Origin of the sequence: Blastomonas sp. SL216 (assembly GCA_026625625.1) — a bacterium.
In the GTDB taxonomy this organism is placed as follows: domain Bacteria; phylum Pseudomonadota; class Alphaproteobacteria; order Sphingomonadales; family Sphingomonadaceae; genus Blastomonas.
Genome location: CP113055.1, coordinates 2,418,331 through 2,442,410, shown reverse-complemented (window position 1 = coordinate 2,442,410; position 24,080 = coordinate 2,418,331). Strand labels below are relative to the sequence as shown.

Annotated in this window: 26 protein-coding genes and 1 tRNA gene; 19 read left to right on the top strand and 8 right to left on the bottom strand. The window is 63.5% G+C overall.

The features are described from left to right. The first annotated feature begins 21 nt into the window (after positions 1–21). Positions 22–447, top strand: a complete 426-nt coding sequence (locus tag OU999_11480; GenBank protein ID WAC22379.1) for a DUF983 domain-containing protein — start codon at positions 22–24, stop codon at positions 445–447. A gap of 4 nt (positions 448–451) precedes the next feature. On the opposite strand, the gene OU999_11475 is transcribed toward OU999_11480, so the two are convergent. Further along, positions 452–874, bottom strand: a complete 423-nt coding sequence (locus tag OU999_11475; GenBank protein WAC22378.1) for a DUF2147 domain-containing protein — start codon at positions 872–874, stop codon at positions 452–454. Between the two features lie 199 nt (positions 875–1,073). Between OU999_11475 and OU999_11470 the strand changes: the two genes are divergently transcribed. The 6 genes from OU999_11470 to OU999_11445 all read left to right on the top strand — a co-directional run bounded on the left by OU999_11470 (position 1,074) and on the right by OU999_11445 (position 5,548). Further along, complete coding sequence (locus OU999_11470) at positions 1,074–2,378, top strand: DUF1295 domain-containing protein (GenBank protein WAC22377.1); 1,305 nt, start codon at positions 1,074–1,076, stop codon at positions 2,376–2,378. 180 nt (positions 2,379–2,558) lie between these two features. Further along, positions 2,559–3,143 carry a ferritin-like domain-containing protein gene (locus OU999_11465; GenBank protein ID WAC22376.1) on the top strand — a complete coding sequence of 195 codons (585 nt, stop codon included), beginning with the start codon at positions 2,559–2,561 and terminating at the stop codon, positions 3,141–3,143. A gap of 92 nt (positions 3,144–3,235) precedes the next feature. Continuing rightward, on the top strand, positions 3,236–3,658 hold the full coding sequence (locus OU999_11460) for a c-type cytochrome (GenBank protein WAC22375.1): 423 nt from the start codon (positions 3,236–3,238) through the stop codon (positions 3,656–3,658). Between the two features lie 79 nt (positions 3,659–3,737). Beyond that, on the top strand, positions 3,738–4,157 hold the full coding sequence (gene apaG, locus OU999_11455; GenBank protein WAC22374.1) for a Co2+/Mg2+ efflux protein ApaG: 420 nt from the start codon (positions 3,738–3,740) through the stop codon (positions 4,155–4,157). Positions 4,158–4,169: 12 nt separating this feature from the next. After that, positions 4,170–4,982, top strand: a complete 813-nt coding sequence (locus OU999_11450) for a LysR family transcriptional regulator (GenBank protein ID WAC22373.1) — start codon at positions 4,170–4,172, stop codon at positions 4,980–4,982. Then, entirely contained in the window at positions 4,979–5,548 is a 570-nt protein-coding gene (locus tag OU999_11445) for a GNAT family N-acetyltransferase (protein WAC22372.1), read from the top strand. The genes OU999_11450 and OU999_11445 overlap by 4 nt, the downstream gene beginning before the upstream one ends. On the opposite strand, the gene OU999_11440 is transcribed toward OU999_11445, so the two are convergent. The 3 genes from OU999_11440 to OU999_11430 all read right to left on the bottom strand — a co-directional run bounded on the left by OU999_11440 (position 5,490) and on the right by OU999_11430 (position 9,775). Beyond that, positions 5,490–6,791, bottom strand: coding sequence for a serine hydrolase (locus OU999_11440; GenBank protein ID WAC22371.1), 1,302 nt, complete (start codon positions 6,789–6,791; stop codon positions 5,490–5,492). The genes OU999_11445 and OU999_11440 overlap by 59 nt on opposite strands. A 60-nt stretch (positions 6,792–6,851) precedes the next feature. Next, positions 6,852–8,843, bottom strand: coding sequence for a DNA topoisomerase IV subunit B (parE, locus tag OU999_11435; GenBank protein WAC25414.1), 1,992 nt, complete (start codon positions 8,841–8,843; stop codon positions 6,852–6,854). A 173-nt stretch (positions 8,844–9,016) separates the two neighbouring features. Continuing rightward, on the bottom strand, positions 9,017–9,775 hold the full coding sequence (locus tag OU999_11430; GenBank protein WAC22370.1) for a GcrA cell cycle regulator: 759 nt from the start codon (positions 9,773–9,775) through the stop codon (positions 9,017–9,019). Positions 9,776–9,843: 68 nt separating this feature from the next. Here OU999_11430 and OU999_11425 point away from each other — a divergent pair, with 68 nt between their 5' ends. Further along, positions 9,844–10,722 carry an ABC transporter permease gene (locus OU999_11425; GenBank protein WAC22369.1) on the top strand — a complete coding sequence of 293 codons (879 nt, stop codon included), beginning with the start codon at positions 9,844–9,846 and terminating at the stop codon, positions 10,720–10,722. A gap of 31 nt (positions 10,723–10,753) precedes the next feature. Here the strand turns inward: OU999_11425 and hspQ are convergent, their stop codons facing one another. Next, complete coding sequence (gene hspQ / locus OU999_11420; GenBank protein ID WAC25413.1) at positions 10,754–11,080, bottom strand: heat shock protein HspQ; 327 nt, start codon at positions 11,078–11,080, stop codon at positions 10,754–10,756. 255 nt (positions 11,081–11,335) lie between these two features. Here hspQ and OU999_11415 point away from each other — a divergent pair. After that, a tRNA-Ser gene (locus OU999_11415) sits at positions 11,336–11,425 on the top strand. Positions 11,426–11,783: 358 nt separating this feature from the next. On the opposite strand, the gene OU999_11410 is transcribed toward OU999_11415, so the two are convergent. Together OU999_11410 and OU999_11405 are read right to left on the bottom strand one after the other, a co-directional pair. After that, complete coding sequence (locus tag OU999_11410; GenBank protein WAC22368.1) at positions 11,784–13,619, bottom strand: hypothetical protein; 1,836 nt, start codon at positions 13,617–13,619, stop codon at positions 11,784–11,786. Further along, on the bottom strand, positions 13,616–14,362 hold the full coding sequence (locus OU999_11405) for a response regulator transcription factor (GenBank protein WAC22367.1): 747 nt from the start codon (positions 14,360–14,362) through the stop codon (positions 13,616–13,618). Before OU999_11405 ends, OU999_11410 begins: the two co-directional genes overlap by 4 nt. A gap of 279 nt (positions 14,363–14,641) precedes the next feature. Between OU999_11405 and OU999_11400 the strand changes: the two genes are divergently transcribed. From OU999_11400 to OU999_11365, 8 genes are all read left to right on the top strand, one after another. Continuing rightward, positions 14,642–15,013, top strand: a complete 372-nt coding sequence (locus OU999_11400) for a hypothetical protein (protein ID WAC22366.1) — start codon at positions 14,642–14,644, stop codon at positions 15,011–15,013. 11 nt (positions 15,014–15,024) lie between these two features. Further along, positions 15,025–16,053 (top strand): DUF4424 family protein, encoded by a 1,029-nt coding sequence (locus OU999_11395; GenBank protein ID WAC22365.1) that lies wholly within the window; start codon positions 15,025–15,027, stop codon positions 16,051–16,053. Between the two features lie 95 nt (positions 16,054–16,148). Next, the gene (locus OU999_11390; GenBank protein WAC22364.1) at positions 16,149–16,466 is read left to right on the top strand and encodes a hypothetical protein; all 318 of its coding nucleotides are present in this window, start codon (positions 16,149–16,151) and stop codon (positions 16,464–16,466) included. 61 nt (positions 16,467–16,527) lie between these two features. Next, positions 16,528–17,391: a hypothetical protein gene (locus OU999_11385; protein ID WAC22363.1), complete on the top strand. Its 864-nt coding sequence runs from the start codon at positions 16,528–16,530 to the stop codon at positions 17,389–17,391. A gap of 114 nt (positions 17,392–17,505) precedes the next feature. Continuing rightward, positions 17,506–18,285 (top strand): hypothetical protein, encoded by a 780-nt coding sequence (locus OU999_11380; GenBank protein ID WAC22362.1) that lies wholly within the window; start codon positions 17,506–17,508, stop codon positions 18,283–18,285. A gap of 88 nt (positions 18,286–18,373) precedes the next feature. Then, positions 18,374–18,814: a copper resistance protein CopC gene (locus OU999_11375; GenBank protein WAC22361.1), complete on the top strand. Its 441-nt coding sequence runs from the start codon at positions 18,374–18,376 to the stop codon at positions 18,812–18,814. Positions 18,815–19,463: 649 nt separating this feature from the next. After that, positions 19,464–19,883 carry a DUF2147 domain-containing protein gene (locus OU999_11370; protein ID WAC22360.1) on the top strand — a complete coding sequence of 140 codons (420 nt, stop codon included), beginning with the start codon at positions 19,464–19,466 and terminating at the stop codon, positions 19,881–19,883. A 363-nt stretch (positions 19,884–20,246) separates the two neighbouring features. Next, positions 20,247–20,726 carry a MarR family transcriptional regulator gene (locus OU999_11365; protein ID WAC22359.1) on the top strand — a complete coding sequence of 160 codons (480 nt, stop codon included), beginning with the start codon at positions 20,247–20,249 and terminating at the stop codon, positions 20,724–20,726. Positions 20,727–20,747: 21 nt separating this feature from the next. Here OU999_11365 and OU999_11360 read toward each other — a convergent pair whose 3' ends face one another. Then, positions 20,748–21,164: a hypothetical protein gene (locus OU999_11360; GenBank protein WAC22358.1), complete on the bottom strand. Its 417-nt coding sequence runs from the start codon at positions 21,162–21,164 to the stop codon at positions 20,748–20,750. Between the two features lie 364 nt (positions 21,165–21,528). Between OU999_11360 and OU999_11355 the strand changes: the two genes are divergently transcribed. Both OU999_11355 and OU999_11350 read left to right on the top strand, forming a co-directional pair. Continuing rightward, the gene (locus tag OU999_11355; GenBank protein ID WAC22357.1) at positions 21,529–23,016 is read left to right on the top strand and encodes a diguanylate cyclase; all 1,488 of its coding nucleotides are present in this window, start codon (positions 21,529–21,531) and stop codon (positions 23,014–23,016) included. Positions 23,017–23,254: 238 nt separating this feature from the next. Beyond that, the gene (locus OU999_11350; protein ID WAC22356.1) at positions 23,255–24,049 is read left to right on the top strand and encodes a helix-turn-helix domain-containing protein; all 795 of its coding nucleotides are present in this window, start codon (positions 23,255–23,257) and stop codon (positions 24,047–24,049) included. Positions 24,050–24,080 lie beyond the last annotated feature (31 nt).

Genomic DNA, 24,080 nt, shown 5'->3' with positions numbered 1-24,080 from the left:
CTGGCGTCACGGAACATTGTCATGCCCGATTCCGCCGCTCCTGCTCCGGTCGCCATCGACGAGCCCGGCGCGCTGCTGGCCGCGCTGCGCGGGATGCGCAACCACTGCCCGCGCTGCGACCACAAGCCGCTGTTCGCGCGTTACCTCAAGCCGACGCCGCGATGCGCCTGTTGCGGGCAGGACTGGACGCTGCACCAGGCCGACGATTTTCCCGCCTATATCGCGATCTTCATCAGCGGCCATATTCTCGCCCCTGTGCTGATCGCGGTCGGCAGCCGCGAACTGCTGCCGATGGGCGTGCTCGCGCTGATCGCGGTGCTGGGCGCGCTGCTGCTGACAATAGCGCTGCTGCAACCGGCCAAGGGCGCGGTGATCGCGCTGCAATATCACTGGCGGATGCATGGCTTCGACCCGGCCGAACGCGGGCCGGATCGCACGCCGGACTGAAGCGTCAGATCCTGCGCCAGATCTGCGACTTGCACAGCAGGCCGCCCAGAATGCAGCCGCTGATCTTGATCCGCCCGGCATCGAGCTGCTTGATCGTCGAATAGAAGGTATCGCCAAGGTCGGGCACGAAGACATTGCCCTTCCAGTGGCCCGGCTTGGTCTGGCGATAGTTGCGCAACAGGCTGGTGCCGATCAGATTGGGCGTGCCGCCAGCGGCCGCGTCCTTCTTGGCGATATCGCTCGCCCAGCTGACCTTGCCGCACAATTCGCTGCCGCATGGCTGGGTGACGACACGGACATCGCCTGTGGGGTTTTCCCAGGTGCCGTGAATGGCTTCAGCACCGGCTTGCGGCGACCCCAGCCCCGCCATGGCAAGGCCCAGCCCCGCCCATGTGAATTGGCGCACGCGCGCCTGCCCCAGAACCATATTGCGACCCTTTGCGACCCTTGCCCTGCCATGCCCTTTTCGAGCGAATGCCCCATGGCGGGTGGCGTGATTGTGCATGATCGGTGGGCCAAGTCGAGCGGGATTTGCCTCGGTTCGGCGCTTTGCTGCCGCATCCCAGGGCAGGGGCGCGCTTTTCCTTCATCCAATCCTTACCAATATCGGTTAAAAGGCGCGCGTCATGTCCCGGAACCCGTCCCGCCTCGCCGATCCCTGCCCGCCCAGCGCGGTCAGCCATGGTGCAGGCCTGATCGGGCTGGCCGGGCTGCTGGCCTGGGTGATGGTGGCACGGCATTTCGGCTGGAACGGCCCCAATGCGGCGCTGGTCTGCTGCGTGGCCACGGGCCTGCCGATGGTGCTGTGGTCGATCTTCGTCGACAAGGTTCACCTGCGCCCAAGTACCGGGATCGACTGGAAAAATCCGCGCGCGGTCAAGGACGTACTCGATACCAGCACGATCAAGCTCACAGGCCTGTGGCTGACCTGGTCGCTCATCGCCGCCATCTATGCAACGGCGCGCTGGTACTGGACGGGCAATTACCAGTTTTCGATGGTGGTCTTCATCTATGCCTCGCCCTTCCTGTTCTTCCTCTCCATCCCCTATGTCATCTGGATCGACCGGTATCTGAAGGATCCGCGCGATGGCGCGTGGCATTTCGGCGCGATGATCTCGGGCCAGCAGGGCTGGGACAAGGAACAGATATTCCACCATCTGCGCGCCTGGGCGGTGAAGGGCTTTTTCCTCGCCTTCATGCTGTCGATCGTGCCGGGCGGCTATGCCGATATCGTCAACGCCAATGTCGCGGAGATCGCGACCAACCCGGTGTGGATCGCCAACTGGCTGATCATCGCGATGTTCCTGGTCGATGTGCAGTTCGCGACGGTCGGCTATGTGCTGACCTTCAAGCCGCTCGATTCCCATATCCGCGCCGCCAATCCGTTCATGGCCGGCTGGGCGGCGGCATTGATCTGCTATCCACCCTTCATCCTGATGGGGGATAACGGCCCGCTCAATTATCATGTGGCGACCGCCGACTGGGCCTATTGGTTTGACGGTAACACCGCCCTGCTCGCTATCTGGGGTGTCTGGCTGGTGCTGCTCACCGCTGTCTATGCCTGGGCGACGGTCGCTTTCGGCATCCGCTTCTCCAACCTCACCCATCGCGGCATCCTGACTCATGGGCCGTATCGCTGGACCAAGCACCCGGCCTATCTGTCGAAAAACGCCTTCTGGTGGTTCTCGACCATGCCGTTTCTGGTCACCAGCGGATCGTGGCAGGATGCGCTGCGCAATACCGTACTGCTCGCCGCGGTGTCGGGCGTCTATTACTGGCGTGCCCGCACCGAGGAGCGGCATCTGATGGCCGATCCCGATTACGCCGCCTATGCCGCCTGGATGGATCGCCACGGCCCGGTGCCGCGCGCGATTGCATGGGCAACCGGTCGGCGCGAAAGGCCTGATTCGCTGGTCGCGCCCGCCGAGTGACAGCCGGGCGGCTGTTGCGAATCATTACGCGCCAGAGCGCCCCTCACCGTCGATGAAATCGCGCCTCTGTGCGCTGCCGCACAATTGGTTGTCGCACCACCGGGCTATTGTCGGCCTCACGCGGATATTCACAAAAGCTGGTCGCCCGCGCGTAACCCACACCCAACAGGGAGAAGTACGATGGACCAGTTTGCACCCACGCGCCGTTCGATGCTGGGCACCACCGGCGGTGCCATGCTGTCTGCGGCCGCCATCGGCGTGCTCGGCGGCGTCAGCAGCAGCGCCTTTGCCAAGACCGCCAAGAAGAGCGCCACACAGGGCGATGTCGATATCCTGAACGTCGCGCTCGGGCTGGAGCATGAGGCGATCGCCGCCTATTCGATCGGCGCGGGCAGCGGCCTGCTCGCCAAGCCGGTGCTCGATGCCGCCGTGCTCTTCCAGGGCCATCACAAGGGCCATCGCGATGCGCTGATCAAGGCCATCACCGACATGGGCGGCAAGCCCGTCGGCGCCAAGACCGATGCCGAATATGCCGCGGCGCTCAATGTCGCTGCCACGGTGAAGAGCCAGGCCGATGTGCTGAAGCTGGCGCAGAAGCTGGAGAAGGGTGCGGCCAACGCCTATATCGGCGTTATCCCCTCGTTCAGCAGCAACGACCTCAAGCAGATCTCGGCCAGGCTTGCCGCCGACGAGGCCTCGCACTGGGCGACCTTGAGCTTCGTGCTGGGCGAAGCCCCGCCGGCAGCTCCGCTGATCTTCGGCTGACCATTGTCTGATCGACAGGCGCTCTTGCCCGAACGGCGCGGATGGGGCATCCGTCCGCGTCGTTCGGCAGGGCGTGACAAAAAAGGTGTTCGATGGTAAATGCAAAGGGCAGATCGCTGGTGGCCATGGGCCTGACCTTCATACTGGCGGTGATCGCCGGGACCGGCGCGATCATGGCGACTGCATCGGGCGCGGCACCCGCGATGCCGGCAGGGGATGCGACGCGCGGCGCGCAGGTCTATGAGGACAATTGCACCGGCTGCCATTCGCTTGACGCGAACCGGGTTGGCCCGGCGCATCGCGGCGTGTTCGGTCGCAAGGCGGGCAGCGCGCCTGGCTTTGCCTATTCGCCAGCGCTGAAAAAGGCCAGGTTCGCCTGGGACGCGGCCCGGCTCGACAGATGGCTCACCAATCCGCAAGGCTTCGTGCCCGGTGCCAAGATGGGCTTTCGCCTGTCCGATGCGCAGAAGCGCGCCGATGTGATCGCCTATCTGAAGAAGGAAAGCGGCAAATAGGCGGACGCCTGGCCGGGCGGTTGCAAATATTCGCGCCCGCCCCCTTTCGCCGCCCGCCCGAAAGAGGCATATTGGCGGCATGGACCGTTTCAAAGACAGCATGGACAGGTTCTTCGGCCATTCGGCCACCACCCATGGCATCACGGTGCGGGTGGCGGTGAGCTTCTTGCCGGACCGCTCGCGCGCCGACAGCGCCCGCTGGTTCTGGTCCTATCATATCCGCATCGAAAACCATTCCGACCAGCCGGTTCAACTGCTGACGCGGCACTGGGTGATTACCGATGGGCGCGGCGGCGTCCACCAGGTCGATGGCGAGGGCGTGGTCGGCGAACAGCCGGTGATCCAGCCGGGCAAGGCGCATGATTATGTCTCGGGCTGCCCGCTCACCACGCCGACCGGGCAGATGGAAGGCGTCTACCGGATGCTGTGCGACGATGGCCAGCTGATCTCGGTCGAAATTCCGCGTTTTCCACTGGTCGCCCCGGCGGTTGCCGACTAATCACCGTTTCCCATGAAGCGTACCCATCTTCCGCTCAACGGCCTGCGCGTGCTGGATGCTGCCGCCCGGCATCTCAGCTTCACGCGCGCGGCGGATGAGCTGGCGGTGACCCCGGCGGCCGTCGGTCAGCAGATCCGCGCGCTGGAGGAGATGCTGGGTGTCGTCCTGTTCCGCCGCACGCCCAAGGGGCTGGAGCTGACCGATGAGGCAGGCGCCGGGCTCGATGCGCTGCGCAGCGGCTTTCTGCAGTTCGAAGAGGCAGTGCGCGCGATGCAGCAGGGCCAGTCGAGCTTTCGCCTGACCATCGCGGTGCCGCGCGACTTTGCCGCCAAATGGCTGCACCACCGGCTGATCGGCTATGCCGCCGCCAATCCTGAAATCCGCTACACGCTGGTTTCGGGCGACAGCGATATCGACTTTACCGAGGCCAATCTCGATTGCGCGATCCGCCTCGCCGATGGCCCGGCAGAGCTGGAGGGCGCGCAGATCGGTCCCGCGCAGTTCGTCACCGTTTCCGCCCCCGGCTATGCCGGTGACAGGCGGATCGACTGGCCGGGCTGCCAGCGTGGCGCGGGGGCCGAGGAGGCCGATGATTCGGCCGTGATGCAGGTCGCCGATGCAGGCCTGGGCCTTGATGCGGCGATTGCAGGCTTCGGCATCGTCACCGTGCCCTGGCTGCTTGCCGAGCGCGACCTGACTGAGGGCCGGCTGGTGGCGATCGGCGAAGTCCGCGAATCGCGCCGCGCCTTCTGGATGGTCGCGCCGACGCCGCAATGGCGGCAGAAAAAGGTCAAGGCGCTGGTCGCCGCGCTGACTGCGGCATGAGCGGCCTTCCCGTTCGGCAAAGCGACCGGCTGACATTGCGCCAGGTGCGCGTGAGCGACGCCGAGGCGCTGTTCGAAATCCTGTCCGACGATGAACTGATGACCTGGTGGTCGTCGGGCCCGCATCGGTCGGTCGAGGAGACTCGCGCGATGCTGGAGCCGGTGGCGGGCGAAGATGCCGCGTGGCGCAGCTGGGCCATCACGTGCACCGGCGATGACACCGCGCTGGGATGGGTGAATGCGCACCAGCGGCGCGAGAATGTCAGCGAGATCGGCTATATCCTGAACCGCTCCGCCTGGGGCCAGGGGATTGCGCGCGAGGCCGTGGGCTTGGTGCTGGACCAGCTGTTCATCACTGAAGGCCAGCGCCGCGTGTTCGCCGACACCGATCCCGATAACCGCTTTTCCATCGCGCTGCTGACCTCGATGGGCTTCGTGCAGGAGGGCCATCTGCGCGCCGAGTGGGAAACGCATATCGGCGTGCGCGACACCTTGCTGTTCGGGTTGCTCAGGGACGAGTGGTTGGCGGCCCGGCCAGCTGATCGAGCAGCCGCGTCATCAGTGTGATGAATTTCGGCTGGTCGATCTCCGCCGCCGGATCATTGACCAGCGCACTGACGACATAGTGTTCGTCGGTCTTGCTGCTGAGCAGGAAGCTCATGCCCATGATTCCGGGCTCCGACCCGCCCTTGTAACCCAGATATTCCCAGCGCCTGGCGCTGACCGGGGGGATGCCGGGATTGATCTTCAGGATCGCCCGGGTCACCGGATCGGCGTCATTCTCCAGCATCGCCAGCAGCCGCGCGATATCGGCTGGGCTCGCAAACCATTCGATGGTGTCGATCTGGTTGGGCCCGCCGGTATAGACCGACAGGTCGAGATTGTTCAGCCGCAGCCTGTCCCCCGCCTCGGCCAGCAGCTTTGTCTGCGCGGCATCGTCGGCGGCGAGAAAGCGGTCGCGAAGGGCTGAATTGGCGGGCATCTTGAGCCCGGTGACCTGCTGCGTCGAAAGCAGCGGGATCATGTCCGATGGCCGTTTATGGCCGCTCGCGCGGATCATCGCTGCGAGCCGCTTCTGCCCGATCGCGGCGATCAGCGTATCGGTGGCGCTGTTGTCGCTGATCGAGACCATCAGCGTCGCCAGCGTCTGCAGCGTCATCGGGGCCTGGTCGGGCCAGTCCTGCGCAATGCCTGACGGGTGCGATTTCTGCGTCAGCGGCAGCACGTCGCTCCACTTGCGCTCGTCGGCGCGCACCGCGCGGTCGATCTCGGCCAGCACGTAGAGCTTGAACACCGAGGCGATGGCAAAGCGCTCATCGGCATGGTGGCTGACCAGCGTCTCAGCGCCCTTATCGGTCAGTTTCTGCACGATCAGGCCGCTGCGCCCGGGCAGCGCGGCGATATCGGCGATCACCTTGTCCAGGCTGTCGCCATCGGTGCGCGTGCCCGTGATGAACAGGCCGGAGAGCTTGCCCTCGAGCACGCCGATGGTGAAGCTGACCACCGCCTTGTCGAAGCGGATATCGATGCTGGCGGAGCGGGCGTCCATCCGACGCACCGCCGTCACCGCCTGCGCTTGCCCGAACTGCGCCTTGAGCGAGGCGAGCACGGTCGCGAGCTGGTCTGGCGGGACAGCGGTCAGAAAGGCTGGGTTGAAGACATTCGCCGCCTCGGCTTTGCCCTGGAGCAGCGCAAGGACATCCGCCGCACCCTGGTCGAAGGCGCTTGGCGCTGGAGTGGCTGGCGGCGACATCGCCTGTGCGTACACCGGAAGCGGGCACAGCGACATGGGCAGAAAGGCGCTGGCCAATGCTATTATTCGTCTGGCCGAACTCCCGCGCATATTTTCCTTTTGTCCGAATCGCTCGCCTCAGGCGTCGATAGCTTCGCGATCGACCTGTGCTGCATGGTTCTGGATGAAGTTGAACCGGTGTTCCGGGTTCTTGCCCATCAGCTCGCCGACCAGCTCCTTGACCGCCGAGAACTGCTCGTAGTTCGGTGGCAGCGTGACGCGCAGCAGCGAGCGGCTGGTGCGGCTCATGGTCGTTTCGCGCAGTTGGCCGGGGTTCATCTCGCCCAGGCCCTTGAAGCGGCTGACCTCGACCTTCTTGCCCTTGAGGATCGTCGCTTCCAGCTCGGCGCGGTGCGCATCGTCGCGCGCATACCAGCTCTTGGCCCCGACCACGAGCCGGTAGAGCGGCGGCTGGGCGAGGTACAGGTGCCCGGCCTTCACGATATCGGGCATTTCCTGGAAGAAGAAGGTCATCAGCAGCGTGGCGATATGCGCACCGTCGACATCGGCGTCGGTCATGATGATGATGCGGTCGTAGCGCAGCTGGGCCGGATCGCAATGCTTGCCGGTGCCGCAACCGAGCGCCAGCGCCAGATCGGCAATTTCCTGGTTGGCGCCGATCTTGGCGCTGTTGGCCGACGCGACGTTGAGGATCTTGCCGCGGATCGGCAGAATCGCCTGGGTCTTGCGGTCGCGCGCCTGCTTGGCAGAGCCGCCCGCGCTGTCACCCTCGACGATGAAGATCTCGGTTTCCGCGCCTTCCACCCCGGTGCCGTCGTTGCTGCAATCGGTGAGCTTGCCCGGCAGGCGCAGCTTGCGCGCGCTGGTCGCGGTCTTGCGCTTGACCTCGCGCTCGGCCTTGCGCTTCAGGCGCTCGTCCATCCGTTCGAGCACCAGCCCGAGCAGCGCCTTGCCGCGCTCCATATTGTCGGTGAGGAAATGGTCGACATGGTCGCGCACCGCCGCCTCGACCAGCCGCGCCGCCTCGGGCGAGGTCAGCCGGTCCTTGGTCTGGCTCTGGAATTGCGGATCGCGGATGAAGACCGACAGCATCAGCTCGCTGCCGGTCATCACGTCTTCGGCGGTCAGCTGCGCCGCCTTCTTGTTGCTGATCAGCTCGCCAAAGCCGCGCAGCCCTTTGAGGATCGCGGAGCGCAGTCCCGCCTCGTGCGTGCCGCCATCGGGGGTAGGGATGGTGTTGCAATAATAGCTGTAGCTGCCGTCGCTCCACAGCGGCCAGGCAACCGCCCATTCGACCCGGCCCTTGCCATCGGGAAAATCCTGAGTGCCGGCAAAGAAATCGGACGTCGCGCATTCGCGGCTGCCCAGCTGCTCGCGCAAGTGATCGGCAAGACCACCGGGGAACTGGAACACCGCCTCTTGCGGCACCTTGTCATCGGCCAGTTCGGCATCGCATTTCCAGCGGATTTCGACGCCGGCATAGAGATACGCCTTGGAGCGGGCGAGCGCGAACAGCCGCGCAGGCTTGAACTTCGCCCCGGCGCCGAAAATCTCCTCGTCGGGCACGAAGCTGATCGTGGTGCCGCGCCGGTTGGGCGCGGCGCCCACCTTTTCCAGTGGGCCGAGCGGCGCGCCACGCGAAAAGCGCTGCGCGTACAGCTCCTTGTTGCGCGCCACCTCGACGAGCAGCTCGGTCGACAGCGCGTTGACCACCGAGACGCCGACGCCGTGCAGGCCGCCGCTGGTCGCATAGGCCTTGTTCGAGAACTTGCCGCCCGAATGCAGCGTGGTGAGGATGACCTCGAGCGCCGACTTGCCGGGGAATTTGGGGTGCGGATCGACCGGGATGCCGCGGCCATTGTCGCTGATCGTCAGATGATTGCCCGCGCGCAGCGTCACCTCGATGCGGCTGGCATGGCCCGCCACGGCCTCGTCCATGCTGTTGTCGAGCACTTCGGCCGCCAGATGATGCAGCGCGCGCTCGTCGGTGCCGCCGATATACATGCCGGGCCTGCGCCGGACAGGCTCCAGCCCCTCCAGCACCTCGATGGCCGAGGCGTCATAGCTTTCCTGAGGGGCGGCGTTTTTGGCGAACAGATCGTCGGACATGCCGTAGCTATAGGGCGCAAAGGTCCGGACGGGCAAGCGGCCCGCCGGACTTATCCGCCAGAATGTTCAGGCTTTGATCGCCTCGGATCCCTTCCACCCCCGGTGGCAGGGATCTGATGGCCCGTTGCCGCATTTTCCGAGCCGCCCGCCGCTAGCGGTCAGCTCGAAAATGCTCAGCGCACGCGGGGTCCGCCAAAGGGCATCGGCGGGGGCGGGCGACGTGTGCCGCGCGGCAGCTGGGCCTGATAGGCGCGGCCGCAATGCTCGACGCAATAGGGGAAGCCGGGGTTCACCTGCTCGCCGCAGAAATGGAAGTCCGGCTCGCCCGGATGCCCCATCGGCCAGCGGCAGATGCGGTCGGTGAGGTCGAGCAGGCTCGTCTTGTCGGCGATCTCCGGGCTGGGGCGCGCAGGCACCAGGCGGCGCGGCGGAGCCGGCGGGATCGGGGCCTGCTGGTCGCCGGGGCCCTGGCGCAGAAAGCCGCCGGGGCCGACCGAAACGATACGCGGCTGCGGCTTGGCTTCGGGAGCGGCAACGGCTTCGGGCATGTCGTCCAGATCGTCGTCGTCCTCGTCCACCACCGGCGCGGCTTCGACCGGCCGCGGGGCAGGGGTCGGCACCGGTGCGGGAGCAGGCGCGGCGCGCACCGGCTTGGCGGCGGGCGCGTCGACCTTGAATGGCGGCTCGTCGGCGGCAACCTCGGCTTCCGCCTTTTTGGCGGGCTTGGGCGCGGCTTCCTTCTTCGGTGCGGGCTTGGGCTTGGCTTCGCCCGGCTTGACCGGCGAGGGGCGCGACTTCAGTCCCAGGCGGTGTGCCTTGCCGATAACGGCGTTACGGCTGACCCCGCCCAGCTCTTCTGCGATCTGGCTGGCAGTGAGGCCCTTCTCCCACATGGTTTTGAGCTGATCGATGCGCTCGTCGGTCCATGACATGAAAAGCAATTCCTTCTTGACCTATTGGGGCTTGCCCGGTCTGGTGACCGCCGATAGGCGCATCCACCATGAACGATCAAGCACCAAATCCCCCCGCTGGCGTGGCCCAGACCGGCACAAGGCCGGAATTGCGATCCGGACCCGCCTTTGCGGAACCCGGCACCGTTAGGATCAGCGCGATAAACTGGGGAGGACTGAAAGCCCTCTATATGAAAGAGGTGCGGCGTTTCTTCAAGGTGCAGTTGCAGACCATCTGGGCCCCGGCGATCACCACCATGCTGTATCTGGTGATTTTCACCGTCGCACTGGGGCGCAGCGGGCGCACCGTGCTCGACGTGCCCTTTGCCGATTTCCTGGCGCCGGGCCTCATCGTGATGGCGATGATGCAGAACAGCTTTGCCAATTCCAGCTTCTCGCTGCTGGTCGGCAAGATCCAGGGCACGATCATCGATTACCTGATGCCGCCGCTGTCCGAGCTCGAAGTGCTGGTGTCGCTGGTCATTGCCGCGGTCACGCGCGCGTTTCTGGTCGGCGGTGCGGTCTGGCTGGCGATGCTGCTCTGGCCGGGAATCCATGTGACGCCGCAGCATCTCTGGGCGATCCTGTGGTTCGGGCTGATGGGCGCGGTGATGCTGGCCTTCATGGGCGTGCTCACCTCGATCTGGGCAGAGAAATTCGATCATGCCGCCGCGATCACCAATTTCGTGGTTGCGCCGCTCGCGCTGCTGTCCGGCACCTTCTACTCGGTCGATGCCATGGCACCCACGTTTCGCGCTCTCAGCCATGCCAATCCGTTCTTCTACGTGATCTCGGGCTTTCGCTACGGCTTTATCGGCACCACCGATTCGCCACTGCTGACGGGATCGCTGCTGCTGCTGGCGATCAACGCCGCGCTAGGCATCGGATGCTATGCGCTGCTGCGGTCGGGATGGAAGCTGCGGTCCTGACCGGAGGCCATCGGCCTGCCGGTCTGGAAGGTCAGTGCATGGTGCGCAGGCGGTAGCGCCCGCCGGCGAACGGCCCGAACAGCTGCGGCACCGCCGGGTGATCCACGGGTCCGTTGCTGTCGTCCTTCACCAGATTCTGCTGGCTGACATAGGCGATATAGCTGTTCTCGGCATTTTCGGCGAACAGGTGGTAGAACGGCTGGTCCTTGGCCGGGCGCAGTTCCTCGGGGATCGATTCGTACCAGTCCTCGCTGTTGGCGAACACCGGATCGATATCGAATACCACGCCGCGAAAGTCGAAAATGCGGTGTCGCACCACATCGCCGATCGCATAGCGCGCCCGCGCCACACGGGGCATCACCACCGCACCGGAAGACGCGCTGCCTTCGGGTGCATCGTCCTGACCGAAACGGAAAGAGTTGTTGCTCATGGGCTTAATCTAAGGTGTTGCATCGCAGCATACAAGCTTTCCGCCACTTGCATGCCGGATTCCCCCTTGGCAAGCGGCCAAGCCTGCGCTAATGGCCCGCCTTCCCGCAGATCGACCACGCATTTGATGCCCTGCGGGAACCGATTGGATCGCCGAAACGCGCGCGTTTTGGCTCGCCAGGCCGGAGAGGTGGCAGAGTGGTCGAATGTACCGCACTCGAAATGCGGCGTGGGTGCAAGCTCACCGTGGGTTCGAATCCCACCCTCTCCGCCAGTGGCCACTGACTGTCCTTGAGTAAATTCAAGTCAGGTCCCTGGGTCCCATAACTGCTCCCCAATTATATGCTCGCTTGCTAAATCGCGAACTCCAGCTTCCGAACCAGAGCCGGACGTTCAACACATTCGCTATGGATGACAACTTCTGACAAAAGCTGCCATAGCCAGACCCCCGGTTCGGCGCGCCGTATTGCAAGCTCTTTCCAGCTATTCGACAAGGGGCCAGCATTGCCGACAAGTTGAGATCGCGCAATCGACCCAATGATGAACGCACTCGGTCAATCGATGACGAACGGCGGCCGCCGGTCCTGACAAACGGGCAGAATCGAAACGGTTGGGTAGCTGTCGCTCGGGCGTCAAGTCATTGGTATTTGCAGCAACACCTGCGTGCCGTTCGCGCCCGTGTCCAGCCGGAATGCCGCGCCGATGGCTTGGGCACGCACCTCCATATTGGACAGGCCCCGCCCGCGCTTCCACAGCGCCGGTCCGGGCTGGCCGTCATCGGCGATTGCGATCTCGACGCCACCCAAACCAGACTGGCCAATTGTAAGGGTTACAACTTTCCCACCCGAATGACGCACGGCGTTGTTTATGGCTTCCTGCATGATGCGATAAACCGTCAGGATCGTGCCGGGCGGAAGCATGATCGAACGGCCATCCAGGCTGTTCGACCAAATCAGTTTCATGCCTGCTGCGCGCAATTTGGCTTCGGCCCGTTCGCGAAACTGACCCAGGGCAAAATCGATCGTATCACCCACCGAGTCCAGACTGTCGATCAGCAGCCTGAGATCATCTATCGCCTGCTCAACAGTATGCGTGATCATCTGCCGAGGGCTGTTCTCATCGCGCGAGAGCATCAGGACCGACAGCAATTGACCGCCCATGCCATCGTGCATGTCACGCATGATACGGGCACGTTCGCCCTGGACAGCTGCTTCAGCTTCCCGCTGGCGCAGCAGCGCGGCGGTGATTTCCAGTTCAGCCTGCTTCTCGGCGATGCGCGCATCCAGCACGGCATTGGCGTCCTCAAGCCGCCGCGAGAGCATTTGCGCCCGCCGCACGATACCGAACAGCAACAGGACGGCCAGTGCCAGAACGCCCAGCGGAGCTATGTTGCGGACCAATGGTTCGGTCTGCAGGGCATCGATCAGGTCGGCCAGGCTGATCGACGGCACCAGCAGCAGCACTGCGGCGTCCAGGACCAACGCTTCTCCATCTCTTTTCAGGCCGCGGGCAACGCAGGCGATGATCGCGGCATTGGAAAGCAGGACGATAAGGACATTGAACAGATCTCGCAGCTCCCGCGGGAGCGGTTCGGGAGCCAATGCGGCTGCCACAGTCATCACACTGAAAACGGCTCCGAATATCAGAAGCGCACGGTCGAACTGGGGGCCGCCGGAAAACCACCGGTCGGCAAGGGCGACCAGTCCTCCCATCGTCGCCAGCAGCGTCATGAAGCCGGCGGATATATAAAGCGGTTCGCTGGAGGGGGTGAGGATATCGATCTGCCACAGGCCGCCGAGTGCCATGCCGGTGAAGGCAACCGCAGCAGCATTGGCTATAGGCTTGTGAAGCGTATTGCGCCCTGCCAGCAGGCAGGTCAATGCCCCGAACAGTCCAAGCACCATCAGTCCGAGCGCGGGGAGCAGCGATTGCATCCGCCATTGCCGGATCGCGATATCGATCGCGCCTGGCGGGGCAGCGATAAGGTCAGCAAGATAGGCACGGCAGCATTCCCGCCGGACATCCGCCGAAAGGCTATTGGTGCCTGAGCGCAATAGTCCAGCAGGAATGACCCATTTGTTGCCCAGCTTGCCCCCGCGCCAGGCCGGTGCATCCGATGACGGAACACGCTGTCCATTCACCGACAATGTGACAGAACGGTTGTAGCGTGGTGCGAAAACGACAAGGCCGCGCTCGGGATGGTCAAGCGAAACGGTGCTGACAAAACGTGCCTCAGGGCCATCCCCGAGATAGTAAACAGGCCGACCGCCTGCCTGCTTGAGCTGACCATCGGCGTCTTCCAGCAGGATATTGGCCAGCCTGTTGTCAGCAAAAACAGGGTCGATCACGGGTGGCCGCACAAGCAGCGCCAGGCCCCAAAAGGCAATCTGAACGCCCAGGATCCAGAGCATGGCGCGCAACTTGCGTGCCGGGGTTACCTCAGCCGATGGGATCTCGACTTCGATCATCGCCCATCCACCTTGATAAGGCCGCTATGGATCGCTTCGAACACCGCTTCGGACCGAGAGTTTACGGCCATTTTCTGGTATATGGCTTTGACATGCGAGACGATGGTATGGTGCGATACCCCCAGGATCTCTGCCGCCTCGCGCTGGCTGAACCCGCGCGCCAGCGTTTCCAGCGTCTCGCGTTCGCGCGCGGTCAAACCGTAATCTTCTGGCTTGGTCGTTGCGGCAGGGGCTGCCAGGTCGGGCGCGGCGGCAGGCATCTCGCGAAACGCCCGCAACAGTTGCGCAGCGGCTTTGGGACTGATCGGCACGCCGCCGTCGCGGGCAGCGCGAATAGCGGCGGCCAGTTCGGCAGGGCCGCTGTCCTTCAGGATGAACCCGTCGGCACCGACCGCTAGTGCATCGTTCACGGTCTTGCGATCGCCAAACACGGTGAAGACAAGCATCTTCGTGCTGGCATTGCTCTGATAGATCGAGGCAATCAACTCCAGCCCCGATCCATCGGGCAGGCCGAGGTCGATCAGCACGATATCAACGCCAGCGGCTGCACCGCGCAATGCGGCCTTGGCGGCGGAAAGGCAATCTGCTTCGCCGACCACCAGCATATCGGGCTCACGCTTGAGCCGGTCGATCAGGCTGGCGCGCAAGATTGCATCATCTTCAACAATGAAGATGCGACAAGGCTGTTCTGCGTCGGTGCGGGATGGCCAATCCGCCGGTTCGGTTTGCGCCCCGTTGTTCATATCGCCATCCTCATAGCGAGCCTTCGCCGCTCTTCCAATGCATGTCCGAACGGTTCGAAAGCTCTCGCCCGACCGCCAGACTAACCAAGCGGCGGCAGATCGACGATCCCGCGATCACGGGATGCGGTTGCGTTCGGAACCCTGCATGTGTCGAAGATGGCAGTGATGCGGCCGGGACGGACGGGCGCGGCATGATGTGCGGCGGTTCGCGGGCAGATGCCGACCAAAGGGAGAGATGGGATGCAATCGGTTTGGCGGAATTGGGTTCTTGCGACGGCGATGACCGGCGTTGCGATGATCGGCACGATAGGGGTGTTGGAGGCACAGGTCCGCGCTATTCCGCCCAGAAAAGTCGCGCCGAGCTTTGATTGCACCAAGGCCAGGGCCGGCACGATCGATCAGGTGATTTGCCAGGATCGCGAGCTTTCAATTCTCGATCGAACGATGGGCCTCGATTACGAGCGCGCCAAGCTGCAGACGCCTCCGGTCGAAGCGGCGAAGCTGTTGCAGGAACAGCGCGCGTTCATCGCCAATCGCAATCTGTGCATGAAGCGCAAGGCAGAGCGCCAGGCTTGTATCGCCTTTGCCTATGAATCGCGTATCCAGCGGCTCGGAGAGTGGATCGACCGTTCGGCCTGGATGAGCGAATAAGGGGTCATTGCATGCGCCACCGTCTTGTTTTCGGCTTCAGTCTGGCATCTGGCCTTGCCCTTCCGCTGTGCCCGGCAATCGGCAACGACACCGAAGCGAACGTCGCCATGGGCGGCCTGATCTTCGAACAGAACGACCAGATCAGCATGGATAGCGAGGACCTGTACCTGTCGCTCGACAAGGTGCGGGTGCGCTATACATATACCAACCATTCCGACCGTCCGATCACGTTGCTGGTGGCTTTCCCGCTGCCGGATGTGCCGCTGGAAGACCGCGATCCAGAATGGATCGAGGCCGCCTATCCCGATTGGGATAACATCGACATGAAGACGCTGGTCGATGGCAAGCCTGCAGGCCTGATGCGGATCGACATTGCCAAGGTGAACGGCGTGGATGTCGACAAGCGGCTCAAGGAGCTGGGCTGGCCGGCACTGTTCTGGAAGGATGAGAGCTTTGCAGCGCGCCTCGCCGCCCTGTCGGCCGATGACAAGTCCGCGCTGGTCGCAGAAGGGTTGCTGACGACCGAGAACGTCACCGAGGGCGATGTCCGACCGGCGTGGACGGTTTCGACCAGCTTCGTGCGGACGCAGACCTTTCCTCCGGGCGTGCCGATCACCGTCGAGCACAGCTACACCCCGATCCAGGGCGGCACGGTCGCCAGCGCGCTCGACCGCGAGATCCGCGGTGACACGCTCGATCCCTATGGCGAATATGCCTCGCGCTATTGTGTCGATCAGGCGTTTCTGCGCGGCTATGACCGCAAGCGCTATCTGCCCTCTGGCCAGATCGACAACCGGTTCTTCCCGATCGAAAACTGGATCGGCTACAAGCTCTCGCCCGGTGCGAACTGGAAGGGCCCCATCGGCCGCTTCCGGCTGACAGTGGACAAGGGCTATCCCGACCGGCTGGTCAGCCTGTGCATGGATGGCCTCACCAAGGTCAGCTCGACCCGGTTCGAGCTGATCAGGACCGACTACGAGCCGGATCGTGATCTGGATGTGCTGTTCGTATTCCTTGCCCCCACCGAAGGGGGCCAATGAAATCAACGGCATCCCATAATCACGGGATGCGCTCCTCAACGCGACCCGTCTAATCCTGTTGTCAGTGAATATCACGAGATAACAGGAGTTTGAGGATGACCGAACAAAGCACCCGCGCCCGGCTGCTGACCGGCGGCATACTGTCGCTCGCCAATCTGGCGATGATCGGCGGCATGGCCGTCGCGGCGATGAACGTGCCCGCAAGCGCGCAGGGCCAGAACCGGGAGACGGTGGTGAAGCCCACCCGCGCCGTTGCCTGTCCCTCGGGCTGGCGCACCCCGGATGGCGACACCTCGCTGTGCGAGCCGATGGGCACGCTGGCTCCCAAGATCTACGCCAAGAAGGAAAAGGAAACCTGCGCGGACGGCTATTACGAAGTCTACCGCCTGTGGTGCTCCACCAAAAAGCCCTGAGCCAAGGCTTCGGCAAAACACTCCCGTTCCATCAGAGTATAAGTTCATGAAAAACATCAGCTTGACCGCCGCCAGCATGGCGATGGCCTTGGCCACTATTCCCTTCGCCCGTCCGGCGATGGCGCAGGGCACGACCGCGCCGGTCTTTCGGGACAATACGTCATGTCCCACAGGTTGGCGCAACTCTTACGCGGGGGAAGACATCAAGCTGTGCTACCCCCGAGGCACCAGCAACACCAAGCCGATCTATCTCAATCGCAATAAAAAGCCCTGCGCGTCCGGATACGGACAGGAGGGCGCCTGGTGCGTTGAAGGGGTAAAGTCCAAAACGGCTGCGAGCGACAAGCAGGACAGCTCCTCATCATCAGCATCCAGCGGATCGAGTTTCGAAGGATCGGCCGCCGACCGGCTGGTTTCCTACGGCACGGTCACCAAGGCGAACAAGCTCGACCGTTGCCCGCTGGGATATTTCTCCAAGTCTGACATGACGACCTGCACCACCCGCCTGTCACCCGCGCCGAAGTCGCGCAACAAGACGGGTGTGTGCAACAGCAACGAGATCGACGAATGGGGCCTCTACTGCACCGCTGATGCGAACGTCATCACCCGCGCCCAGGCCGAGCAGGAAGCGACCCGCGATTTCAACGCGATCTATTCCGCCAACGGGGCGAATTACCCCGCGCAGGGCAGCGATACCGAGGACTACCCGTCGATGGTCGCAGCCTATGGTCCAAAGGGTGGCGGCTCTTCCAGCGCAGCTTCCGCAACCGGCTCAGGCGCTGCTCAAACCGCGCAGGCGAGCGGCTGCGCCAACGGCTCTGCGACCGGAGCGGCCATCGGAGGTGCGATGGCAGGCGAGGGCGGTGCAGCGCTCGGCAGCATGCTCGGCGGGCTTGGCAAGAAGAAGAAAAACAAGGGCTGTTGAGGCGGGGAGCCTCCCAGCAGGCGGGTAAGCCAGCCGGGGCTGCCCGGTCGCCCGTTGGCTGCAAGGCGTGATTTATCCCGCTCCCCGTGGACCGAAATCCAGGAGAAAAATGACATGAAGATCATCAGCATGGCCGTCGCCAGCGCGGCAATGGCCTTTGCCGCCATTCCCTTCGCCAGCCCGGCGGCAGCGCAGGGGGCTGAGGCAAAATTTCCCGTTCCACGCGCAGGTTGCCCGAAAAATTATCAAAAATCCCGACGCGGATCGGACACCATATTCTATTGCTATCCAAATAAAAGTTCAAACGACGAAAAGTCTTCGAGCTCGTCATCGTCGAGCAGCTCCAGCGGCGCGGTTTACCAACCGCTCGCCCGGGGTTCCTTCAAGAAGCGCAATGCAGCCGACCGCTGCCCGGTCGGCTACTGGACCACGCAGGAGGACATCAACACCTGCGCCAGCCCGTCATCGGCCAAGATCCCCGCGACCCGGCTGAAGGGCAGCAGCGCATGCAGCGCGGATGAGGTGGACGAATGGGGCCTCTACTGCACTTCGAAATCGACCAGCATGACCCGCTCCGAGGCCGAGGATATCGCGGCTGGCGACGTCAACAACTATTACGTTCTGTCGGGCGGGGGTAACCAGACGCAGGGCTATGATTACGCCAACACGCCCGGCATCATCGGCATCTTCGGCGGCGGGGGCGGATCGGCGGGGACATCCTCGTCCGCATCACCCGATAGTGCAGGCAACAGCCAGACCGCGCAGGCCAGCGGCTGCGCCAACGGCTCTGCCACCGGTGCCGCCATCGGCGGGGCAATGGCAGGCGAAGGCGGTGCCGCACTCGGCAGCATGCTCGGTGGCCTGGGCAAGAAGAAGAAAAAACAGGGATGTTGATCGCTCTGGTCTTTGCGACCCGTACCAGTGCGATCAGCCGGGAGCGCGGAACACCCCCCGCGCTCCCAAATTTTGAGGGAGAGACGCCATGCGCAAGTCGCATATGATGGTCGCCTGCGCGGCGCTAACGTTCCTTGGTGCGTTGGGCGGCACGATGGTCTCCACGCCGTTACAGGCGCTGGAACTGCCCGCGCCGGAACTGATGTTCGTCTTTCCGGCGGACCAGCAACAGATTGCCGCGCCACTGAGCGAAATCTCGCTGATGTTCACAGCGCCGGTCGACCTCGTGTCGGTGGCGATCATCACCCCGGACCAGCAGCGCATCGTGCTCCACGATGCCTTCAACGGCAGCGAGGAGAAGAAGGGCGACAGCTTCACCCTCTCGCTTCCCCAGCCGTTGACGATGCCCGGCACCTACCTGATCGACTATAGCGCCTCGGTCACCGATCCGTCAGACCGCTCGGCATCGTCAACAAGCAGCTATAGCGGCTTCATCATCACCGAAGGCGTCGCAGAAAGCGGCGAATAAGCCCTCGGCATTCTGGTTGGCACACAAGCCGAGCCAAAACCGCGCCGGCAATGTCAAGCGCTGCCCGACCCGGGCCGCCAGCCGGCACCTCAACCTCGCCAGGCCCAGGCGTGCGCAATCAGCAAAAATGCTGACGCTGCGCACAAATGCCGAAATATATAGCGAATGTCCGCTACGGGCCCAAACTGTCGTTCGCCCAGATTGCTGGGAATGGCGGCAATGTCCCAACACTTGACATATCCGTTGCACGGTCGCGCATTTGCCGGTCCAGCCGCATAAGGGTGCCAGCACTTTTTGCTTGGGGGTGGGGCAGTAATCGTCTGCCTAATATTCTTCATAAAACATACTGCTAACAAAATAATATGACTGACACCCTCTCTGCAGGTCCTTTTCCAAACCCTTCCCGCTCCGTCTGTGAACCACCGCAAACACCGGGCGTTGCTTGTTCTGATCTCTGCCGTCCTGCGGCATCCGGCCCCGATCACGCCGCCATCTGCTATCCTTGATCGGCACCATCTATCCGAGCAGATGACTCACATTCGCGTGCAAGCTCGGGGCTTGACGAACCTGAATTTTGTATGGCCTTTAGCCTGGCGCTCGCTGCAGCAAAGCGTGGGGGCGGATGGCCCGCCATTGGGAGTTTTGGTAGATGATCAGAGCAATTGTGGTGCTGTTGGCTTTCGGACTTTCATCGGGCTCGCCCGCGCTTGCTGCGGAAGCCATTACCGGCAAGTGGGTAACCCAGGAAAAGGACGCGATGATTGCGATCCGCAAGTGCGGCAAGGCGTTCTGCGGCACTCTGGAACGTTTCCTGATCGCGCCCAAGGGTGGCAAGGATCAGCGCGATGTGAACAATGCCGACCCCGCCAAGCGCAACCGCCGTCTCATTGGCACGACAATCCTGTCAAACCTCAAGGCTGACGCAGATCTCTGGCGCGGGCAAATCTATGATCCCAAGACCGGGCGCACCTATACGTCAGAGGTGAAGCGCAAGGCCGGAGGGCTGCTGGAAGTGAAGGGGTGTCTCGGCCCGTTCTGCCAGACCCAGGTGTGGAAGCCGGCTGGCTGATCGATCCGGGCAAAGCCGGCATCGCTGATAGCGGCTCTACCCGCGGACCCGGAGCATGTCCGCGCCCTTCTGTTTGACAGGCACGGCTGGCAGCCCATCAACCGGGGCGGTCGCCGTGTTCCGGCCTCGGGACATCAGCACATACATCGCCGGCACAAGCACAGGCGAAACAAAGCTGGAGGTTATCAGGCCACCGATGGCGCCCATGGCCATGGGTTGGCGAAATCGCCCGCCAGCAGCGCGAGCAGACCGCCTGTCCCCGCAGGTGGCAGCGCAGAGAGAATCACTATCTGTGCCGGGGCAAGGTGACAGTTTGAACTTCCCGTTTGATCGCGCAGCAATCGGGAGGCGATAAGCCTTGCCATGATCGACCGACAGGACAGTGATTCGCTTTTTGGCCTGGCATCCATGCCGGGACATCTCATCCGCCGTTCGCAACAGATCGCCACGGCGCTGTTTGCCGAGGAGGTGGGTGAACTGGACCTGACCCCGGTGCAGTTCGCGGTGCTGATGGTTGTGGTCGATCGGCCGCGGATCGAGGCGGCGCGCATATCTGATCTGATCGCGTTTGATCGCTCGACGCTGGCCGATGTGCTCGACCGGCTGGCCCGGCGCAAGCTGATCGAGCGGACGGTCAGCCTGACCGACAAGCGCGCCAAGGCGGTGGTGGCGACGCCCGAGGGGATCGCGCTGTTCGAACGCGCGCTGCCCGCCGTCCGCAGGGTGCAGCAGCGCATTCTCGAGCCGCTGTCCACCGCCGAGCGCAAAGCGTATGTCGCCATGCTGACCAAGCTGGTCGGCCTGCACAGCGCCGCGCCGGGCGATGATGACGTGCCGCGCTGAGCATCGGCGCGACGGGCGGGATTATGCCATTGCGGGCAGCATGAAGCCTGCGAAATACTCGGCCAGCGCGTCCGTAGCGGTCAGCGGTAGGACGTGGCCGATATACTGGTCTGGCCGCACCACGACCATGCAGCCCCGGGCCCGGTCGATCTGGCGCATCGCATAGACATCCTGGCCGGCCTCGGGCGAGACGCAGAAAATCTTCTCGTAATCGATCAGCCCCAGCTTGCCCTTGGCCGGTTGCAGCAGGGCCGGAACTGGCAACAGGTTGAGCTGGTCGTGCGTCTGCTGGAAGACGGCGCGCCGCTCCTTCATCGGATCGGCAATCCGCGCCTTTACCTCGGGATCGAACTGCGCGCCGCCCGCGATGCGTGCCGTCAGATGGGGCAGCGTTCCGCCCGCATGGCTGAGTACGAAGCGGATCGCGGGGTGGCGCAAGCCCGGCCTGCCGACCCTTTGGAAGATTTGCCGGGCTGCCCGCTGCGGCCCGTCTGCGGCGGGTTGATCGCAGACCTGGAGGTTTCGCGAGTCCAGGCCGATGGGCACCCGGCACAGGCCGCGATCCTGATCCCGGTCCGCGCCCATCCCGGCAAGGCGCATGGCAGCATCGGGCGGGAGCCCTTCCTCGCGCGGGCCAACATGCCCTCGCCGGAATTCCTGGGTCAGCTCCGACCTATCTCGCCGGGTGCACCTGCTTGGTCAATTCAGGCGGCTGGCGGTGGTGCACGGGGGCAGCGAACAGCATCTGTTAACCTTAGCTACGTACTGGTCGGCGCGGGAGATCGGGTGCGGAGATATTGCGATGGTCGGCGACACGGAACTTGCGCGGCTTGCCGCACTGGAGGGCTTGGGTCTTCTCGATACCCCGGCGGAACCGGAATTCGACATGATCGCCGAACTGGCGCAACGCCTTCTGGGGACAAAGATCGGGCTTCTCTCATTGGTCGACAGGGATCGCCAATGGTTCAAGGCAAAGATTGGCCTAGCCGTGAGCCAGACACCGCGCGAAACGGCATTCTGCGCTCATGCGGTTGAAGCCGATGATGTCCTGATTGTGCCCGACGCGACTCTCGACAGCCGGTTCGCACACAATCCCCTCGTCACCGGCGCACCGAATATTCGATTTTACGCCGGCGTGCCGGTGCGTGCGCCGCAGACGGAGGTGATGCCCGACAGGCTTCCGATGGGGACGCTGTGTGTCATTGACGATCAGCCTCGTGACCTATCGGCCGAGGATCTGAAAATCCTGACCGGCCTGGCGCTTCTGGTGGAAAAGCTGTTTGACGCAAGATCCGCAGCCGCGGCGGCGCAGCAGCTTGCCGAGGAACGGGCAGCGCATCTGCAGATGCTGGACCGCAAGAACCGACAGCTTCGCCAGGCTGAGCGCATGGCCAATATCGGTTCGTGGCGGCTGACACTTGCCGACAACCGGACCGAATGGTCGGAACAGACCTATGCCATCCATGGCGTGCCTGCAGGTTGCGGCGAGCCACTTGAATCTGCGCTCGAATTCTATCCTCCCAAGGCCCGCAAGCTCATCACCGGCGCCCTTGAACGCACCATGGCGACCGGCGAGCCGTTTGACGTGGAGACCGATTTCACGACGGCGCAAGGGGAGTATCGCCGGGTTCGCAGCATGGGGGAGCTGGAGATCGTCCAGGGAAAGCCTGCCGCATTGATCGGCGTGTTTCAGGACATCACCTCGCGTTACATGCTCGAACAGGCTCTGCGCCATGCAGCGCATACCGATGAGCTTACGCGGATCGCCAGCCGGGGCAGCTTCAACGAATATGTTGACGAGAAAATCAAGGCGACGACGCGAGCGGGAGAGCGCTGCGCGCTGCTGCTGATCGACCTCGATCATTTCAAGGCGATCAATGACGAATTCGGCCATCAGGCGGGCGACGAGCTGTTGCGCGTGGCAGCTTCTCGATTGAAAGCGGATTATCTCGACAAGTGCTTTGCTGCGCGATTGGGCGGAGATGAGTTTGTCCTGCTCGTTCCGGACCAGACGATCCTCAACAATCTCCCGGCACTTCTGCGCAGGCTGCTCGGCGATTTCAAACGCCCGGTTTCCTTCAACGGCAACGTGTTGAACATGTCTGCAACCATCGGAGCATCCTGGCTCGGCGGGGATGTCACTGACCGGGGGCAGCTGCTGCGCAATGCCGACATCGCATTGTACGCAGCCAAGCGCGAGCAGCGTGGCAGCGCATTGATTGCGGGCAACGATACCTTGATTGTGGCTGAAGAAAAAGGCGCGGCGACGCTCCGTCTGGTCAGCAGGTGACGCAAGAGGTCCAGTTCTCCACTGCCGGGAATGGCCTCTCCCCAAGGCTCTGATATCGGGCCTGCTGGGTTGAACGTATCGGTCACCGATGGTCCGCCAGTTCGGCATCGTCACTCAGCATCTCCGGAACCTCCATCATACATGTGATAAGCCCCGCGTTCGTTGTCTCCCCATCGGCATCGGCTAGAATGCAGGCCAGCCGACAGTGAAGCGGCAGCCACTTAGGAGGGAGAGAAGGATGCAACGGATCAAGGTCAAATCCGCGTCCCGTACGCTTGAGGTCCTGGAGCTGTTCATGGAAGAACGGCGGCCGCTCAGGCTGAACGAGGTCTACCGGGCGCTGTGCTATCCGCAGTCTAGCGCGACCAACCTGCTCAAGAGCATGGTGATGATGGGCTATCTCAACTATAACCGCGCCACCATGACCTATCTGCCCACCTTGCGGGTGGCGGCGCTGGGCAGCTGGTTGCCGAGCATGATGAACCGCGAGGGCGGGCTGGTGAGCCTGGTCGATGAGGTCCAGCGCCGCACCGACGAAACGGTGGGGCTGGTCGCGCAGAACGACCTGTACATCCAGTATATCATCCTGAAGACCCCCGATCACGAATACAAGATGGCACCCAGCGAGGGGACGATGCGGCTGATGGTCGATTCCTCATCGGGCATCGCGCTGATGAGCCGCATGCGCCAGCGCGAGATCGACAAGCTGTACCGCTATACCAAGCATTATGGCCTGGGCGGCGATACGCTGCCCTCGTTCGAGGATCTGATGCGCGAGGTGCGCTGGAGCCACGAGGTCGGCCATGCCTATCTGCCCAAGCGCCCGACGCCGGAGCTGGCCTCTATCGCGATGCCGCTGGACATCGACCTGTACGGCATCCCGCTGGCGCTGGGCGTCGGGGGGCTGGTCGATCGCATCTCGCGCGCCAAGCAGGACATTATCGATGTCATGACCGACGCGATCGCGTCCTTCCGGGCGCGGCATGAAGGCGGCGGCGCGATTGCACCAGACGCCATGCTCAGCGCGGCCTGAATGCGCGAAGGGCCGGGGCACGTATCGCACC

What these genes read in the sequence shown, in the direction of transcription:
- OU999_11480 (WAC22379.1), top strand. Translation starts at nt 22, where the DNA reads ATGCCCGATTCCGCCGCTCCTGCTCCGGTCGCCATCGACGAGCCCGGC.
- OU999_11475 (WAC22378.1), bottom strand. Translation starts at nt 874, where the DNA reads ATGGTTCTGGGGCAGGCGCGCGTGCGCCAATTCACATGGGCGGGGCTG.
- OU999_11470 (WAC22377.1), top strand. Translation starts at nt 1,074, where the DNA reads ATGTCCCGGAACCCGTCCCGCCTCGCCGATCCCTGCCCGCCCAGCGCG.
- OU999_11370 (WAC22360.1), top strand. Translation starts at nt 19,464, where the DNA reads ATGATCAGAGCAATTGTGGTGCTGTTGGCTTTCGGACTTTCATCGGGC.
- OU999_11465 (WAC22376.1), top strand. Translation starts at nt 2,559, where the DNA reads ATGGACCAGTTTGCACCCACGCGCCGTTCGATGCTGGGCACCACCGGC.
- OU999_11375 (WAC22361.1), top strand. Translation starts at nt 18,374, where the DNA reads ATGCGCAAGTCGCATATGATGGTCGCCTGCGCGGCGCTAACGTTCCTT.
- parE (WAC25414.1), bottom strand. Translation starts at nt 8,843, where the DNA reads ATGTCCGACGATCTGTTCGCCAAAAACGCCGCCCCTCAGGAAAGCTAT.
- OU999_11405 (WAC22367.1), bottom strand. Translation starts at nt 14,362, where the DNA reads ATGAACAACGGGGCGCAAACCGAACCGGCGGATTGGCCATCCCGCACC.
- OU999_11365 (WAC22359.1), top strand. Translation starts at nt 20,247, where the DNA reads ATGATCGACCGACAGGACAGTGATTCGCTTTTTGGCCTGGCATCCATG.
- OU999_11380 (WAC22362.1), top strand. Translation starts at nt 17,506, where the DNA reads ATGAAGATCATCAGCATGGCCGTCGCCAGCGCGGCAATGGCCTTTGCC.
- OU999_11355 (WAC22357.1), top strand. Translation starts at nt 21,529, where the DNA reads ATGGTCGGCGACACGGAACTTGCGCGGCTTGCCGCACTGGAGGGCTTG.
- OU999_11410 (WAC22368.1), bottom strand. Translation starts at nt 13,619, where the DNA reads ATGATCGAAGTCGAGATCCCATCGGCTGAGGTAACCCCGGCACGCAAG.
- OU999_11460 (WAC22375.1), top strand. Translation starts at nt 3,236, where the DNA reads ATGGTAAATGCAAAGGGCAGATCGCTGGTGGCCATGGGCCTGACCTTC.
- OU999_11395 (WAC22365.1), top strand. Translation starts at nt 15,025, where the DNA reads ATGCGCCACCGTCTTGTTTTCGGCTTCAGTCTGGCATCTGGCCTTGCC.
- OU999_11430 (WAC22370.1), bottom strand. Translation starts at nt 9,775, where the DNA reads ATGTCATGGACCGACGAGCGCATCGATCAGCTCAAAACCATGTGGGAG.
- OU999_11425 (WAC22369.1), top strand. Translation starts at nt 9,844, where the DNA reads ATGAACGATCAAGCACCAAATCCCCCCGCTGGCGTGGCCCAGACCGGC.
- OU999_11450 (WAC22373.1), top strand. Translation starts at nt 4,170, where the DNA reads ATGAAGCGTACCCATCTTCCGCTCAACGGCCTGCGCGTGCTGGATGCT.
- apaG (WAC22374.1), top strand. Translation starts at nt 3,738, where the DNA reads ATGGACCGTTTCAAAGACAGCATGGACAGGTTCTTCGGCCATTCGGCC.
- hspQ (WAC25413.1), bottom strand. Translation starts at nt 11,080, where the DNA reads ATGCCCCGTGTGGCGCGGGCGCGCTATGCGATCGGCGATGTGGTGCGA.
- OU999_11400 (WAC22366.1), top strand. Translation starts at nt 14,642, where the DNA reads ATGACCGGCGTTGCGATGATCGGCACGATAGGGGTGTTGGAGGCACAG.
- OU999_11390 (WAC22364.1), top strand. Translation starts at nt 16,149, where the DNA reads ATGACCGAACAAAGCACCCGCGCCCGGCTGCTGACCGGCGGCATACTG.
- OU999_11445 (WAC22372.1), top strand. Translation starts at nt 4,979, where the DNA reads ATGAGCGGCCTTCCCGTTCGGCAAAGCGACCGGCTGACATTGCGCCAG.
- OU999_11350 (WAC22356.1), top strand. Translation starts at nt 23,255, where the DNA reads ATGCAACGGATCAAGGTCAAATCCGCGTCCCGTACGCTTGAGGTCCTG.